The sequence below is a fragment of the Mediterraneibacter flintii genome (assembly GCF_055387595.1).
In genome coordinates this window covers 2,218,221-2,233,929 of the sequence record NZ_AP031405.1, presented here as the reverse complement: position 1 = coordinate 2,233,929, position 15,709 = coordinate 2,218,221, and the positions used below count along the sequence as shown (strand labels likewise).

At 41.4% G+C, this 15,709-nt stretch carries 14 protein-coding genes; 13 read left to right on the top strand and 1 reads right to left on the bottom strand.

The genetic code is table 11. From position 1 onward, the window contains the following. Positions 1-48 precede the first annotated feature (48 nt). The 4 genes from gap to ACZ5C4_RS10515 all read left to right on the top strand — a co-directional run bounded on the left by gap (position 49) and on the right by ACZ5C4_RS10515 (position 4,106). Positions 49-1,062, top strand: a complete 1,014-nt coding sequence (gap, locus tag ACZ5C4_RS10530; RefSeq protein ID WP_186874298.1) for a type I glyceraldehyde-3-phosphate dehydrogenase — start codon at positions 49-51, stop codon at positions 1,060-1,062. Positions 1,063-1,177: 115 nt separating this feature from the next. Beyond that, positions 1,178-2,371 (top strand): phosphoglycerate kinase, encoded by a 1,194-nt coding sequence (locus ACZ5C4_RS10525; protein ID WP_464520949.1) that lies wholly within the window; start codon positions 1,178-1,180, stop codon positions 2,369-2,371. A gap of 70 nt (positions 2,372-2,441) precedes the next feature. Beyond that, positions 2,442-3,194 (top strand): triose-phosphate isomerase, encoded by a 753-nt coding sequence (gene tpiA, locus ACZ5C4_RS10520; RefSeq protein ID WP_186874300.1) that lies wholly within the window; start codon positions 2,442-2,444, stop codon positions 3,192-3,194. Positions 3,195-3,287: 93 nt separating this feature from the next. Continuing rightward, on the top strand, positions 3,288-4,106 hold the full coding sequence (locus ACZ5C4_RS10515; RefSeq protein ID WP_464520948.1) for an alpha/beta hydrolase: 819 nt from the start codon (positions 3,288-3,290) through the stop codon (positions 4,104-4,106). 60 nt (positions 4,107-4,166) lie between these two features. Here the strand turns inward: ACZ5C4_RS10515 and ACZ5C4_RS10510 are convergent, their stop codons facing one another. Continuing rightward, positions 4,167-4,514, bottom strand: a complete 348-nt coding sequence (locus tag ACZ5C4_RS10510) for a helix-turn-helix domain-containing protein (protein WP_464520947.1) — start codon at positions 4,512-4,514, stop codon at positions 4,167-4,169. A gap of 207 nt (positions 4,515-4,721) precedes the next feature. Between ACZ5C4_RS10510 and ACZ5C4_RS10505 the strand changes: the two genes are divergently transcribed. The 9 genes from ACZ5C4_RS10505 to ACZ5C4_RS10465 all read left to right on the top strand — a co-directional run bounded on the left by ACZ5C4_RS10505 (position 4,722) and on the right by ACZ5C4_RS10465 (position 15,574). Then, the gene (locus ACZ5C4_RS10505; RefSeq protein WP_464520946.1) at positions 4,722-9,053 is read left to right on the top strand and encodes a DUF7601 domain-containing protein; all 4,332 of its coding nucleotides are present in this window, start codon (positions 4,722-4,724) and stop codon (positions 9,051-9,053) included. A gap of 13 nt (positions 9,054-9,066) precedes the next feature. After that, positions 9,067-9,651 carry a signal peptidase I gene (gene lepB, locus ACZ5C4_RS10500; RefSeq protein ID WP_464520945.1) on the top strand — a complete coding sequence of 195 codons (585 nt, stop codon included), beginning with the start codon at positions 9,067-9,069 and terminating at the stop codon, positions 9,649-9,651. Between the two features lie 33 nt (positions 9,652-9,684). Then, positions 9,685-10,797: a DUF7601 domain-containing protein gene (locus tag ACZ5C4_RS10495; protein WP_464520944.1), complete on the top strand. Its 1,113-nt coding sequence runs from the start codon at positions 9,685-9,687 to the stop codon at positions 10,795-10,797. A 45-nt stretch (positions 10,798-10,842) separates the two neighbouring features. After that, a complete protein-coding gene (gene srtB, locus ACZ5C4_RS10490; RefSeq protein ID WP_464520943.1) occupies positions 10,843-11,649 on the top strand; it encodes a class B sortase in 807 nt (268 codons plus the stop codon). Continuing rightward, positions 11,642-12,214: a Spy0128 family protein gene (locus tag ACZ5C4_RS10485; RefSeq protein ID WP_464522333.1), complete on the top strand. Its 573-nt coding sequence runs from the start codon at positions 11,642-11,644 to the stop codon at positions 12,212-12,214. Before srtB ends, ACZ5C4_RS10485 begins: the two co-directional genes overlap by 8 nt. Positions 12,215-12,377: 163 nt before the next feature. Beyond that, on the top strand, positions 12,378-13,916 hold the full coding sequence (gene gpmI, locus ACZ5C4_RS10480) for a 2,3-bisphosphoglycerate-independent phosphoglycerate mutase (protein ID WP_464520942.1): 1,539 nt from the start codon (positions 12,378-12,380) through the stop codon (positions 13,914-13,916). A gap of 106 nt (positions 13,917-14,022) precedes the next feature. Beyond that, positions 14,023-14,526, top strand: coding sequence for a GreA/GreB family elongation factor (locus tag ACZ5C4_RS10475; protein ID WP_464520941.1), 504 nt, complete (start codon positions 14,023-14,025; stop codon positions 14,524-14,526). 38 nt (positions 14,527-14,564) lie between these two features. Next, positions 14,565-15,233, top strand: a complete 669-nt coding sequence (locus ACZ5C4_RS10470; protein ID WP_464520940.1) for an HAD-IA family hydrolase — start codon at positions 14,565-14,567, stop codon at positions 15,231-15,233. Between the two features lie 92 nt (positions 15,234-15,325). Continuing rightward, on the top strand, positions 15,326-15,574 hold the full coding sequence (locus tag ACZ5C4_RS10465) for a hypothetical protein (protein ID WP_464520939.1): 249 nt from the start codon (positions 15,326-15,328) through the stop codon (positions 15,572-15,574). Positions 15,575-15,709: the final 135 nt, after the last annotated feature.

Sequence of the window (15,709 nt, the reverse complement as noted above, 5' to 3'; positions counted from 1 at the left end):
ACCGCGAAGCCGGTCAATAATTTATTAAAACCTTAGGAGGAATTAATCATGGCAGTAAAGGTAGCGATTAATGGTTTTGGACGTATTGGACGTCTTGCATTCAGACAGATGTTCGGAGCAGAAGGATATGAGGTTGTTGCGATCAATGACTTGACATCTCCGAAAATGCTGGCTCACTTATTAAAATATGATTCTACACAGGGAAAATATGAATTAGCTGATAAAGTAGAAGCAGGGGAAGACTCTATTATCGTAGATGGAAAAGAAATTAAAATTTATGCAAAGGCAGATGCAAAAGAACTTCCTTGGGGAGAAATCGGTGTAGATGTAGTTTTGGAATGTACAGGCTTCTATACATCTAAAGCGAAAGCACAGGCTCATATTGACGCAGGTGCAAAGAAAGTTGTTATCTCTGCTCCGGCAGGAAATGACCTTCCTACAATTGTATACAATGTAAACCACGAAAAGCTGACAAAGGAAGACAACATTATTTCCGCAGCTTCCTGTACAACAAACTGCTTGGCGCCAATGGCAAAAGCATTGAATGATCTGGCTCCAATCAAATCCGGTATTATGTGCACAATTCACGCTTATACAGGTGATCAGATGACATTGGACGGACCACAGAGAAAAGGAGATTTGAGAAGATCTCGCGCAGCAGCTTGCAATATTGTTCCTAACAGCACAGGTGCAGCAAAGGCTATCGGTCTTGTTATTCCAGAACTGAATGGAAAACTGATTGGTTCTGCACAGCGTGTTCCTACTCCGACAGGATCTACAACTATCCTGACAGCAGTAGTAGAAGGAAACGTAACAGTGGATCAGATTAATGACGCTATGAAAGCAGCAGCAAATGAATCTTTCGGATACAATACAGATGAGATCGTATCCAGCGATATCGTGGGCATGAAATATGGTTCTTTATTTGATGCTACACAGACAATGGTTCTTCCATTGGAAAACGGAACAACAGAAGTACAGGTTGTTTCCTGGTATGACAATGAGAATTCTTACACAAGCCAGATGGTAAGAACAATCAAACATTTCGGAACATTACTGTAATCCGGAAAATAAAAGAAATTGACTCACGAGGGGTCCGGTCTAATTTGGACCGGACTTCTTTTTGTACAGCAAAGCACATTCTTTTTTATAATGAAAAACAGGGAGGCAAGATAAAATGCTTAACAAAAAATCAGTAGATGATATCAATGTAAAAGGAAAAAGAGTACTTGTAAGATGTGATTTCAATGTACCGTTGATGGACGGCAAGATTACCGATGAAAATCGTCTGGTAGCAGCGCTGCCTACAATCAAAAAGCTGGTAGCTGACGGTGGGAAAATTATTCTGTGTTCTCATCTTGGAAAACCAAAGGGAGAGCCGAAACCGGAACTGTCTCTTGCTCCAGTTGCTGTAAGACTCTCTGAACTTCTTGGACAGGAAGTAAAATTTGCGGCTGATCCAGAAGTAGTAGGGCCAAATGCGAAAGCAGCAGTAGAGGCAATGAAAGACGGAGAAATCATTCTTTTGGAAAATACACGTTACAGAGCAGAAGAGACAAAAAATGGGGAGGAATTCTCAAAAGAACTGGCATCTCTCTGTGATGTATTTGTAAACGACGCATTTGGAACGGCGCACAGAGCACACTGCTCGAATGTAGGCGTTACAAAATATGTAGATACAGCAGTGGTAGGATACTTGATGCAGAAGGAAATCGACTTCCTTGGAAATGCGGTTGAAAATCCAGAGAGACCATTTGTAGCAATTTTGGGTGGTTCTAAAGTTTCCAGCAAGATTTCTGTAATAGAAAATTTGTTGGAGAAGGTAGATACTCTGATTATCGGAGGTGGAATGTGCTATACATTCAGCAAAGCACAGGGCGGCAAAGTTGGAAAATCTCTTCTGGAAGAAGACTACTGCCAGTATGCATTGGACATGATTGAAAAGGCAAAGGCGAAGGGAGTAAACCTGCTTCTTCCGGTTGACTCCGTGATTGCAGATGATTTTTCAAATGATGCAAATACAAAGGTTGTCGCACAGGATGAAATTCCGGACGGCTGGATGGGCTTGGATATTGGACCTGAGACAGCAAAATTATATGCAGATACAGTGAAAACAGCAAAGACAGTAGTATGGAACGGACCGATGGGATGCTTTGAAATGCCAAAATTTGCAAACGGTACAGAGGTAGTGGCAAAAGCGTTGGCCGAGACAGATGCTGTTACGATTATCGGCGGCGGAGATTCTGCGGCGGCAGTAAACCAGCTTGGATATGGAGATAAGATGACACACATTTCTACAGGTGGCGGTGCTTCACTGGAATTCCTGGAAGGAAAAGAGTTGCCGGGAGTAGCTGCGGCTAACGACAAGTAAAAGGTTTAGTAAAACGAAGTCTGGTATTTGACCGAATATGTAACATGAAACGACAAAGGAGAATAGAAAAATGGCAAGGAAGAAAATAATCGCGGGAAATTGGAAAATGAATAAAACACCAAGCGAGGCAGTAGCGCTTGTAGAAGAATTAAAACCATTGGTAGCAAACGATGATGTAGATGTTGTATTCTGCGTTCCGGCAATTGATATTGTACCGGTTGTAGAGGCTTGTAAAGGAACAAACATCCAGGTCGGGGCAGAAAATATGTATTTTGAGGAAAGTGGAGCTTTCACAGGAGAGATTTCTCCGGCAATGCTTGTGGATGCAGGCGTAAAATATGTGGTGCTCGGACATTCTGAAAGAAGAGATTATTTCGGAGAGACAAATGAAGATGTAAATAAGAAGGTTTTAAAGGCATTTGAGCATGGAATTACACCGATTATGTGCTGTGGAGAGACGTTAGAGCAGAGAGAGCAGGGAGTTACAATGGACTTTATCCGTCAGCAGGTAAAAGTAGGATTTCAGAATGTAACTGCAGAGCAGGCGAAAAAGGCAGTGATTGCATATGAGCCAATCTGGGCGATTGGTACAGGAAAAACTGCGACGACAGAGCAGGCACAGGAAGTTTGCGCAGGAATCCGCGCATGTATTGCAGAAGTATATGATGAGGCTACAGCAGAAGAAATCCGGATTCAGTATGGCGGCTCCGTAAACGCGGCGACAGCTCCAGAATTGTTCGCGCAGCCCGATATTGACGGAGGACTCGTTGGAGGGGCTTCATTAAAAGCTGACTTTGGAAAAATTGTAAATTATAACAAATAGTGTGTAAAAAACCCGTTTCCACAGCAGACAGCCGCTGGAAACGGGTTTTCTTAAGAAAATGCAGTTCCTTGTTTTCAGGAGGGAATATAAAACATGATATACGAGACGATTTCTATACAGGCAGAAGGTTCTTTGGAATATGCAAGACTGCATGCCTATATCTTAGACAGTGCGCCCAGTTATCAGGAAGGGCTTGTGCGGCCCATGATTTTGTTGTGTCCGGGCGGCGGATATGAACATACAAGTGACAGAGAGGCGGAGCCTGTAGCAATGCAGCTTCTTGCGCAGGGATACCATGTCGGAATACTGCGATATTCCGTAGCCCCTGCTAGATTTCCAACGGCACTTTTAGAGCTTGCGCAGGCGATGAAAATAGTCCATGAGCATGCCGGAGAATGGCATGTGAATAGGAAAAAAATTTATGTGATGGGCTTTTCAGCCGGCGGTCATCTTGCGGCAAGCCTTGGGGCATTCTGGAATCAAGAAATGGTTTATGCGAAGACAGGAGTTCAGGCAGAACTGCTGAAACCTGCTGGAGTAATTCTCTGCTATCCGGTTATTACTGCAGAGAAAGAATATGCACACGAAGGAAGCTTTAAAAATCTGTTAGGAAATGCCTCAGAGGAATTAAAGAAACAGCTTTCTATAGAAAAGCAGGTGGGAACACAATTTCCCTCTTGCTTTATATGGCACACTTATACAGACAAGACTGTTCCGGTGGAGAATTCACTGCTTTTGTTTTTGGCACTTAGAAAGGTAGGGGTAAATGCAGAGATGCATATTTACCAAGAAGGAGAACATGGGCTGTCATTAGGCAATGCCTCTACCAGCAAAAAGGATGGAGGTCAAATTTGCAGGGCGGTACAGTCATGGATAGAGCTGTTGAAAGTGTGGATGGAAAATCAGGTCTGAGATATTTTATTTTCATTTTGTAAAAAAGGAGTTTGAAACGGGACGTTCAAACTCCTTTTTTTATCTTTGATTCTTTCTTATTGATTTTTTTACGGCAGAAGCCACATCATATAAAATTCTTTTTTCAGAGGTAGTACAGTCTTTTAATAAAGCGGTAAAATCTTTTTCTAAATAGGAATCTGCAACAGGAAGGCTGTCGCATACGAGCTGATCTAGAGAAACATTCAACGTATTTGCAATTTTTACCAGGGTGGGTAGGCTAACCTTCGTGGTGGCACGTTCTACATGGCTTATATTAGATGTAGCAATATCGACCTTTGATGCCAGTTGCTCTTGTGTCATGTGAGCAAGTGTACGTTGTTTTTTTATTCTCTGTCCGAGCTGTACATAATTAATATCAATGTTCAAGCCCTCACCTCCTGGTCTGTTTTATATTATTACATGTACAAAATATTAGTTATTAAAAAAAACTATTGTTATTCTATGCCATATTGTGATAATATTTGAATAACGTATATATCATAATATGATATGTAATAATATTTGAGTGATACAAAAGAGAAAAGAAAATTCAAATAAATTTAGTCGGAACGATTTAAAGCAGGAGGAGAGAAAATGAGGAAGCGGATAACTGCGTTGCTATGTACAGCTTTGATCTTGGTAGGAATACCTTTTCCAGTATATGCAGAAGAGACAGATGGGAAAAACATTTCGGTAGGAGTAGAACAGACAGATGTTTTGCCAATGCAGGATGGTGTGATAAAAGAAGAGCTGGATGGAGAATATGCCTATGTAGAAAGTCTGACAGTAGAGAACATTACAGACGGTACGATGCCCTTTGATGAAAATGACAATGCCGGTAATGATGCAGGTAAAAACAATAAGCGGGTGCGGAGCTTTGACACAGTGACATATGATTTGAGTTTTGTTACCCAGATGTTAGATCCTTCTACGGTAAGTTATGTAAAGGCAGGATATCTGGAATTTGAATTTCTGCTTCCTTATACAGCACAGGAAGCAGAATTTGTAACAGATTCTATGGCCTGGATGGAAAGCGACTTTACGCTTACTTCAGAAGATATACAGATTGGAGAAGAGATAAAAACTTGCCAAGTATTGCGGGGGAGGTACCATATTCTTCCTTCCACCTCTATTCCGAACGCAATTCCGGGGACTGGAGAGTTAAATGTAGAAGTAAAGGTACAGGCAATGCCAAACAATGCTATTATACAGCCAATATTCCGAGTATGGCTGGAACATCAGCAAGAGAAACCGCGAGCAGAGGCGGTGCCAGAGGGCGTAACGGTAAGTGCGGCACCGAAATATAATGTACAGGTAAAGGAGGTTCCAGGATCCTCCCAGTCAAAGAAATCGGGTATATTTGATTTTAACACGGGAAATTCAGATGCTCCGGACAAAGCAGCTGGACAAGTGAGTGGGAGAATTAATACATATGGAATTACATTGCAGTTATATAATGGCGTTGGGAAAGGACTTAAGGGGATTGAGCTTCCGCAGGGAGATATTACATTTGACTTAGTGCTGGAAAATTCTTTTTACTTAAAGGAAGAGGGGGCAGAAAGTGTAGATGTCATGGAACACTATGCGCCATTGTTGTGGAGCTACAGCAAAAGTAGCGGTACGACTGTTGGAAATGAGGAAAGAAACCAGACTGTGGCAAACAATGTAGGCAGACCCAGTGGGGCAGCGCCATACAACGATGGAAACAGCGCAGAAGATTATAAGGCAACTAGATGCTATAACGGGGGAGACTGGTCCGCCCAAAAGGAAGGGAATATCATTCATGTGACCGTTTCTGATTATGAGATAGACAAAGATTGCTTTCCAACTATGAATATTGATGGTAGAGAGGGGATAGATGAGATTTACGGCACGCGAGAAGAGATCGAGAGGGGGTGCTTTTCAGCAGGGGAATTTTACTTTGTAGTGCCTTATAACAACAGTGAGACAGGAGAATATATTCTGGAAGACCCATCTATTGTAGAAGATAAGGAAGCCGAGGGCGGTGATTTTGAAATGGTAGTCCGTGCTCAGAATTTAAAGGCAACTTCCGTTACTGGACAGGCGTTGCCAGAGGATCCAGACGGCAATGAAAATCAGACGGACACTACAGACGATCGGGTTTTAAGTCAGATGCCGCTGCGGCAGGAAGGTGGCTACAGTAATACGGTTCTGTGGTCTACGGATGAGAAGCAAGGGCTGTATGATGTAAATGGAAGAGGAGACGGAGAACTTGGAAGTTGCCTAAGAAATGGACTTGACTGGGCAGTTCCGGGGCAACATCTGGCAATTTCATGGGCAATGTCGAATAAAGAAGGCGGGGACATGCCGAATAGAATGGTGGTAGGGAAATCTTTGATGAAGTTTGAGCCTGATGGAGTAGAGCTCACAGGAGAAATTCTCTACCGGAAGGAATCTGTACAGGATGCGGGATATGAGGCGAATGTATATTTTGCTACGAAGGCAGACGGTACAGACTGGGAAGATGAAACAGAACTGCGTGCGGCAACAATGACAGACATGAAGTATTACCGTTCACTAGAGGAAATTCCAGAAGGACATGTCTGTGTGGGAGCTCTATTCGAAGTATATCCAAAAGATGGAGATCCGAACAATATTACTTACTATGATGGAGGCTCCTATCCTATGGCATCCCTTCCAGTGACAGCTAGTACAGACACGGAGGCGATAAACCAGGTTTATATGGTGACGGTGACTTCGATGATTTGGAGGCTGGAAGATTACATAAACCTTGAAGAACCCATTCCAAGTTTGCTTGGAAATGATCCAGAAAAATCGATAGAGCTTCCAAAGGCATCTATATCGAAACATGAAGGAGCTTATGTAAAGGTAGAGTATGACGAGAATGGATATAAAAGTGGGCACAGAGGGGATTACCAGGAGGGGGATTCTCTTTATATTATCGGAGAGCAGGCGCAAATAAGAAAGAATGTAGCACAGAAAAGTGATATAGGAGATGAAAAGAAGGTATATAATCTGGACAACGGGCAAAGGACAGTAGATTATATACTTTCCCCTGGGGTAGAACCGGCAATAACCGAGACAACAGGAGATGTAGAAGAAGGAAAAAGGACAACGGTTGTCATTAAGGACAGATTACCCGAAGGATTGGAGTATGTATATGGTTCCGCATATTTGGGCGGGAGCTATACGCAGAATCCATCCCCGGGAAGGCAGGGGACAGTGACAGGAGGAGTGCAGATAGAACCAGAAATTACCCGAAATGAGGATGGCACGATAGAGTTAGTTTGGATTATAGAGAATGTTATTGTGGGCGGGACAATGGAGCCAATTTATTTCAGTGCTTCCATTGATGCAGAGGCTAAGAACAGCCAGCAGTTTCTTAATACGGCCTCTATCGCGAGTACACTGGATATGAGAGAACAGGCAGTTTACAACGGAAATTACAGTGAAAAAGGAATTCAGGTTTCTAAGTTAGGGGCACTTTCTCTTAATAAGTTTGTTGACGAGCCTATCTATGAGCAGGGGGACCCTATCGGGTATACCATTACGGTGGCAAATAACAGTGCAAATGAACAGACAGAGCAAGTGATGCTGGATGTCCTACCACAAAATGGAGATGAAAAAGGAAGTAATTTTTCAGGAAGCCTGACAATTATAAAGTGGCAACTGGATACGAGCATGGCAACTAATTGGAGAGAATGGAGAGTCTTTTATACAACAGATAAAAAAGTGAAAGAAACAACATCGGAAGATTATACGGCAGATGATTTTGAAGATGGGATTACTACGACAGAGGGACTGCAGATAACCTGGACAGAGGCTTCTATTGATGAGAATGGAGAAATTCCTCTATTAAAAGACAAAGCTGTAAGTGCAGTAGCAGTCATAGGAAATTTGAAGGGAAATGAAGCGTATAAGGCGGACACAGAAATGGCAGTCCCAGATGCGGACGGAGGAGATAAACTTGTCAACAGCCTTTCTAACGGTCCTAATGAAGTGGATGCAACAGCGTATATTTTAACTCGGTCATTGAGTGGAACCGCCTGGTTGGATTCGAATCAAGACGGTATTCGCGATGGAGAAGAGGCTATCCTTCCAGGGATTACAGTAACTTTGCTAAAAGAAAACGAGGAGGGAATTTATGAAACGGTATTAGGGGACGATAAGGAACCTCGCATATGTAAGACAGATGAAGAGGGAAAATATCAGTTTGAGGGTTTACATGCCGGAACTTATGGAGTGCGATTTGGAACAGAGGAGGAAGTAAGTATATATAAAGCATCAGAACCAAATAAGGATGGAGTGCCAGATTATATGGATTCGGATGGAATACCGGTAATGAAAGATGGAGTGCTTACGTGTACGGAGATACGAGGAATAGAAATGCCGAAGAAAGAGGATATGAATACATACCTCTATGAATCTAGATATAATGACTCTGGATTTTATATGAATGTACTAAATCTGACTGTAGAAAAAGAAGTGACTGGAAATCTGGGAGACAAAGAAAAATTGTTTACTTTTGAAGTAATCCTGAAAAATCTAGAGGGAGATCTGGTTGACAATGTTTCATATCTTTGTCTGAAGGGTGAAACTGGAACGGAAAGCTTTCAGACAGTCAGCTTGGAATTTGTGAAAGGAAAAGCGACATTTCAGTTGAAGGATGGGGAATATATCTGCATGCAAAAGATTCCTGCAAATTATGTATATGATATAAAAGAGATGGATGGGGAAACAGATGGCTACACGGTAACAATACCGGATAATGCCGCAGGAACACTCAAGGAGAATACGGTGGTACATTTTATAAATGAAAAAGAGACAACAGGAGATCTCGGTATTGGTATGACAAAAGTTCCTTTCATTCTACTGATAGCAGGGGCTGGTACTGGAGGATATGTCTGGAACCGCAGCAGAAAATCCCGAAACAGAAGAAAATAGGAGTACACGACAAATGAGACAGAAAAAAGGCCAGTGCAGGAAGAAAAACAGAGAAATAGAGAAAATGAAAAGGAAACCTGTAAAAGAAGGTGAAAAAGATACAGTACATGAAATAAAAGGACTGTATATTCGACTGGTGTGTAAGATAGTAATAGGCTTTTTAGTATGTTGGATATTGTTTTTTGGAGTTTTTGGAATATTTACGGCAACAGACGAGAGTATGTATCCATATATTCGCGATGGAGATATTTTATTTTACTACCGTCTTGCACAGGACTACAGCCAAGACGATACAGTTGTATATGAAGCAGAGAAAAACAAACTTATTGGACGTATTGTAGCGGGCGGAGGAGATACCGTAGATTTTACAGAAGACGGATATCTGATGATAAACGGCAGTGTGCAGCAGGAGGAATTCTTTTTCCCCGTGAAAAGGGAGGAAGTAGAGGTGTACCTCCCCTGTATTGTGCCAGAAGACAGTGTATTTATTCTCTGTGATTACCGGACAGATGGAAAGGACAGCCGACAATACGGTACGGTAGAAAAGACAGATATTTCTGGAAGGATTTTCACATTGATACGGCGCAGAGGGTTTTAAATACAGTAATATGTAAAATAGGAGGAAGAAACGATGAAGAAAAAAGGAAAAACATGGTTGAAGAGGTGGGGCGGAAGCGTGCTGGCATTTCTGATGTTGGCTGCGTTGGCTATTCCGTCGGTTTCGGTAAAGGCAGCAGGTACAGTGACAACAGGAGCACAGACAGGCGGTCAGATAAATATGACAAAGGTTCTACAATTATCGCAAAAGGATGCTCCGGTTGATGAAGTATACAGGTTTTCAATGGCAAAAGGCACTGTGACGGATGCGCCGGAAGGAACGCAGGTTCCCGATATTACAAATGCAGAATTTACTCTGGGAGGAGAGGGATGGAAAGACGCTGTAGCGTCAGGGCAGCAGAGTCCCTTTACAAAGACTTTGACGGGAACATGGAATCCTGGAATTACCTTTTCCGAGATTGGAATATATACATACACTATTACTGAGACAGCAGGGACCAATACAGGGGTAACTTATGATAAATCTGAATATCAAGTGAAATATACAGTAGTCAGAGAGGAAAATGGAGAGCTTAAGATTCTTTCAACGGCTATTCGTCAGACAAAAGATAGTACAGGTGCAACAATGGAAGCAGTGAAAAAATCACCTGAATTCACAAATAAGAAGCAGACAGCAGATTTGCGAATTGATAAAGATGTTACAGGTTCTTTGGGAGACAAGACAAAAGAGTTTTCTTTTCAGTTGACAGTCAATGGAGATAGTCCACAAGGAACTTATACATATCAGATATATGAAAGTAATGGTACGCCTGCTTCAGGAAAAAGCGGTAATGTAAAAAGCAATGAACAGACAGCATTTACTTTAAAAGACGGGCAGTACCTAGTAGTGTCCTATCTGCCGGTAGGGACGAACTATTCGATTATAGAAAGTTCCGAAGGAATTACAGATTATACAACAACGATCGACAATAAGGGTACAAAAGGACAGGAAATTACAGGCAGTGCGGAAAGAAAAGCGGAAGGAAGTATTACAGAAGGAGAAAATCAGATTACATTTACAAATGACAAAGAAGGTGAAGAAGATACAGGAATTTTCATGGATATTCTTCCATTCGCAGTTATTGTTCTGGCGGCGGTAGTCCTTTTAGCTGTTGTTGCGACTAGGAAAGTAAGAGGCAGAAGATAAACATACATAATAAAAGGTGTATTCTGCTGACGGGAGGAATCATCTATGCGGTTTCTGAAAAAAGTGGGGCGCGTATGCAATACATTGATTGATGGAATTTTTTGTCTGTGCTTGTGCTGTCTACTGCTGTATGGACTATATTCGCTTTGGGATATATACAAAGTATATCAAAACGCTGGGCTTTCTAAAGAACTGGCGCAGTACAAACCAGACGAAGAAGCCCCCTATGAAGCGCTACAAGAATTAATGAAGATAAATTCAGATGTATGCGCATGGATTACGATAGATGATACCGGCATTGACTATCCTGTCGTGCAGGGGACAGACAATACGGAATATCTAAATCACGATCTTTACGGAGAATATTTGCTTTCCGGAAGTATTTTCCTGGATTACCGAAATGACAGAAATTTTACAGACAGTTATTCACTTCTGTACGGACATCATATGAACGGTGGAAAAATGTTTGGAGATTTGGAAAAGTATAAAGAAGAGGCGTTTTTTTCCACCCACAGAAGTGGAATGTTATATCTGCCCAAACAGGCGTATGAAATTGAAATTTTTGCTTTTATAGACACGAATGCCCATGATAAATTGGTGTTTCGGCCAAATCAGACAACGTGGGAAAACCAGGGACAATTATTAGACTATACCGCAGAGAAAGCATTGTGGCGGACGGAAGAATATCCGCAAGGCGGAGAGAAAATTTTAGGAATGTCCACGTGTGATTCAGGAAATACAGACGGAAGATATGTGATATTTGCGAGGATTATAGACACTGTGGAAGGGGGAAAAGCAGATGTGGCGCGCCAAGAAAACGAGGAGGATTCTTCTCTTGCTTCTGATGATTAGTGCTTGTGTGATTCCAATATCAGAAGTAAAAGCGCAGACGAATGAAGCTGTGGCACAGATACCTATAGAAAAACGGCTCGTCGGAGATACACCGAATACAGATCCTACCTTTAGTATTCAGATTATACCAGAGGAGGAAGATGCTCCTCTTCCAGAAGAAGGAACAGAGATTTTACTAAAGAATGGTGAGAAAAAGCAGATTTCTATTTCATATATCCGCACAGGAGTTTATACTTATATATTACGTGAAAAACAAGGAAATCTGAAAGGGTATACGTATGATAAAAAGCAGTACCGTTTAAAAGTAGAGGTGCTGAATACAGAGAATGGGATAAATGCGGTGGTAAGTATCCGCGAAGTAGGGGATGTGACAGGCGTTAAGAAAGATGCGGCAGTATTTAACAATAAGTATCATAACTTAGAGGAAGAAAAGATAACAGATGGAAATGTTCGGACAGGAGACAAAACGAAATTAAGCTTATGTATAGCGAGCGTACTTTTTACTGCGGCAATTACAGTATGCTTGAAAAGATGGAACAGCCGATCAGAAAAGAGCCAGAAATAAGTAATAAGGACATATAAAAGAAGGAGCAGTCTGTTTTGACTTAAAAAACAGGCTGCTTTTTAATATAATGCACTGTAGAATAGTAGAAAAGGTAATTGCAAAATCCAGAAAAAACGGGTACAATAAGTACCGGAAGGCGAATCAATGTAAAGGAGAGAAAGATATGAGTAAAAAACCAACCGTATTGATGATATTAGATGGCTATGGATTAAATGATACAATTAAAGGAAATGCAGTTGCAGAAGGAAAAACACCGGTGATGGATTCCCTGATGGCAGAATATCCATTTGTAAAAGGAAATGCCAGTGGACTGGCAGTAGGGCTGCCGGAGGGACAGATGGGAAATTCAGAGGTAGGACACTTGAATATGGGAGCCGGAAGAATTGTATATCAAGAACTTACGAAAATTACGAAGTCCATACAGGATGGAGATTTTTTTGTGAACAGAGCATTGGTAGCAGCATGTGAAAATGTAAAGAAACAGGACTCTGCTCTACATTTAATGGGGCTTGTATCAGATGGAGGTGTACACAGTCATAATACACATATTTATGGACTTTTGGAACTGGCGAAAAGACAAGGGTTGAAAAAAGTATATGTGCATTGCTTCCTGGATGGACGTGATACCCCTCCGGCTTCAGGAAAAGAATATGTAGAAGAACTAGAGGCGAAGATGGAAGAAATCGGCGTTGGGGAAGTGGCGACTGTCTCTGGGCGTTACTATGCGATGGACAGAGATAACCGTTGGGATCGCGTGGAGAGAGCATATAAGGCACTTGTAAAAGGAGAAGGTGTGAAAGCGGGTTCTGCTGTGGAAGGAATTCAGGCTTCTTACGATGCGGAAAAGACAGACGAATTTGTTGAGCCTATGGTAATTGAGAAAGAAGGAAAGCCAGTGGCAACTGTCAAAGAAAATGATTCCATTATTTTCTTTAACTTCCGTCCAGATCGTGCAAGAGAACTTACAAGAACCTTCTGTGATGATGAATTTGAGGGATTTGACAGAGGAGCGCGGATCCAGACGACATTTGTTTGCTTTACAGAATATGATGTGACAATTGAAAATAAGATGGTTGCTTTTGTAAAAGAAAAAATAACCAATACATTTGGAGAATTTCTTGCTGCACATGGTTTAAAACAGGCACGAATCGCGGAGACAGAAAAGTATGCACATGTTACCTTTTTCTTTAATGGCGGTGTGGAGGAGCCAAATGAGGGAGAGGACAGGATTCTGGTGAAATCACCCAAGGTTGCGACTTACGATTTAAAACCAGAAATGAGCGCATACGAAGTGTGCGACAGACTGGTAGATGCGATCAAATCAGATAAATATGATGTCATCATTATTAATTTTGCAAATCCAGATATGGTAGGACATACAGGAGTAGAAGCTGCAGCTATCCAGGCGATAGAGGCAGTGGACAAGTGTGTAGGCAGAGCAGTAGAGGCAATTAAAGAAGTTGACGGACAGATGTTTATCTGTGCAGATCACGGAAATGCAGAACAATTGATTGACGAAGAGACTGGGGAGCCGTTTACGGCACACACTACAAATCCAGTGCCATTTATTATAGTAAATGCAGATCCATCATATAAACTCAGAGAGGGCGGGTGTCTTGCAGATATTGCCCCAACTTTAATTGAAATGATGGGAATGGAGCAGCCAGAAGAAATGACAGGAAAATCACTGTTGATACGATAATATTGACAGCAGGGATGTAATTTAGAAAGAGGAGTGCAGCGCCGGTGTGCTAAGAAGAGATTCTTTTAGTATACCGGCGTTTGAGTTGAAAAGGCAGGGTAAAAAAATGCGTGAAAAACTGACAAAAAATGATGTGAAAAAGATTCAGGAAGAAATAGAACATCGAAAATTGGTAGAAAGAAAAGAACTAATTGAGGCGGTTAAAGAGGCCAGGGCACATGGGGATCTAAGCGAGAATTTTGAATATCATGCGGCAAAAAAAGAAAAAAATCGAAACGAGAGCAGAATACGATATTTAGAAAAAATGCTAAAAACCGCAATAATTGTAGAGGATCAGTCGAAAGAAGATGAGGTCGGATTAAACAATACTGTGGAATTATACTGTGAGGATGATGCGGAAATAGAGACATACCGTTTGGTTACCTCAGTACGGGGAAGCTCTTTAAAAGGGCTTATCAGTATCGAGTCGCCGGTTGGAAAAGCGATTCTTGGGAAAAGAGAGGGAGAGCGCGTCTACGTAAAAGTGAGTGAAAGCGCTGGGTATTATGTAGTGATTAAGAGAATTATAAAAACACAGGATGAGTCAGAAGATAAAATCCGAAGTTACTGATATATGAAATCATCTGTGCAGAGAGCGAGGAAGAGAATATGGGAATACAGACAGTAATTTTTGACTTAGACGGTACACTCACAGATTCTGGCCCGGGAATTTTAAACAGTGTGAATTATGCCCTCGAAAAGGCCGGAAGAAAACGAGAAAATTTAGAAAAAATTCGCGGTTTTATCGGCCCTCCGCTGGCAGAACAGTTTGAAAGATTCTGTGGGATTACAAGAGAAGAGAGCTTCCAGATGGTGGAATATTATCGCGAATATTATAGCACAAAGGGAATCTTCGAAAATCGGGTGTATGAGGGAATAGAAGAAGCATTGCAAAGCCTAATAGAGAAAGGCCTTCAATTAATGATTGCGACTTCAAAACCAGAACATTTTGCAAAGATTATAGCAGAGCATTTTGGATTCGCAAAATATTTTTGTTTTATAGGCGGTGCATTATTAGACGGCAGGCGGACAGATAAAACAGAAGTGATTGAATATGTACTAAGAAGCATGAAGATTAGTATGAGAAATGAAGCAGTGATGGTGGGCGATCGTTCCTATGATATGGTCGGCGCTGCAAAGACAGGGATACATTCACTCGGAGTACTATATGGATATGGAAGTAAAGAAGAGCTTATAAATGCTAAGGCAGAACAGATTGTGTCATCTCCAGAAGAATTGGCGTCTGTGATTATAAAAAATGCAGATAACTGGATTTAACATAAAATTAGCATATAAAGAAGTATAATTTTAATATATTATCCTTACAATAAAATAAAACGATATTTAAAAAGAATTGTGAGGAAGATAAGATGTACAAAGGATTATGGAAATTAGCAGAACGTTTTGTAAAAAAAGAAACGGCAGTATCCGCATATCTTACTATGCTTATTATAGCTTGGACTATATTGGTTATCCTTACAGGTGTGGCTATCTGTGGAATAAAAGGAAATAACATTGTAAAATGCCTGGCAGATATTACCTGCGCAGGGGCATATGCAGGCATCCTGTTAGGACTGTGCGGAGGACTTCTCTTTCTCCATAAAAATATCAAAATATAAATTTAAGTGACAAAATGCATTCCTTGTCTGTTAGAAAAATTTTAATAGAAGGTACGCAAAAAACACTGTATCAGAACACAGGGCAGGACCCGCTTTACCTCATCCGTTCGAGTGGTTCTAAGCACAAAGTATCTG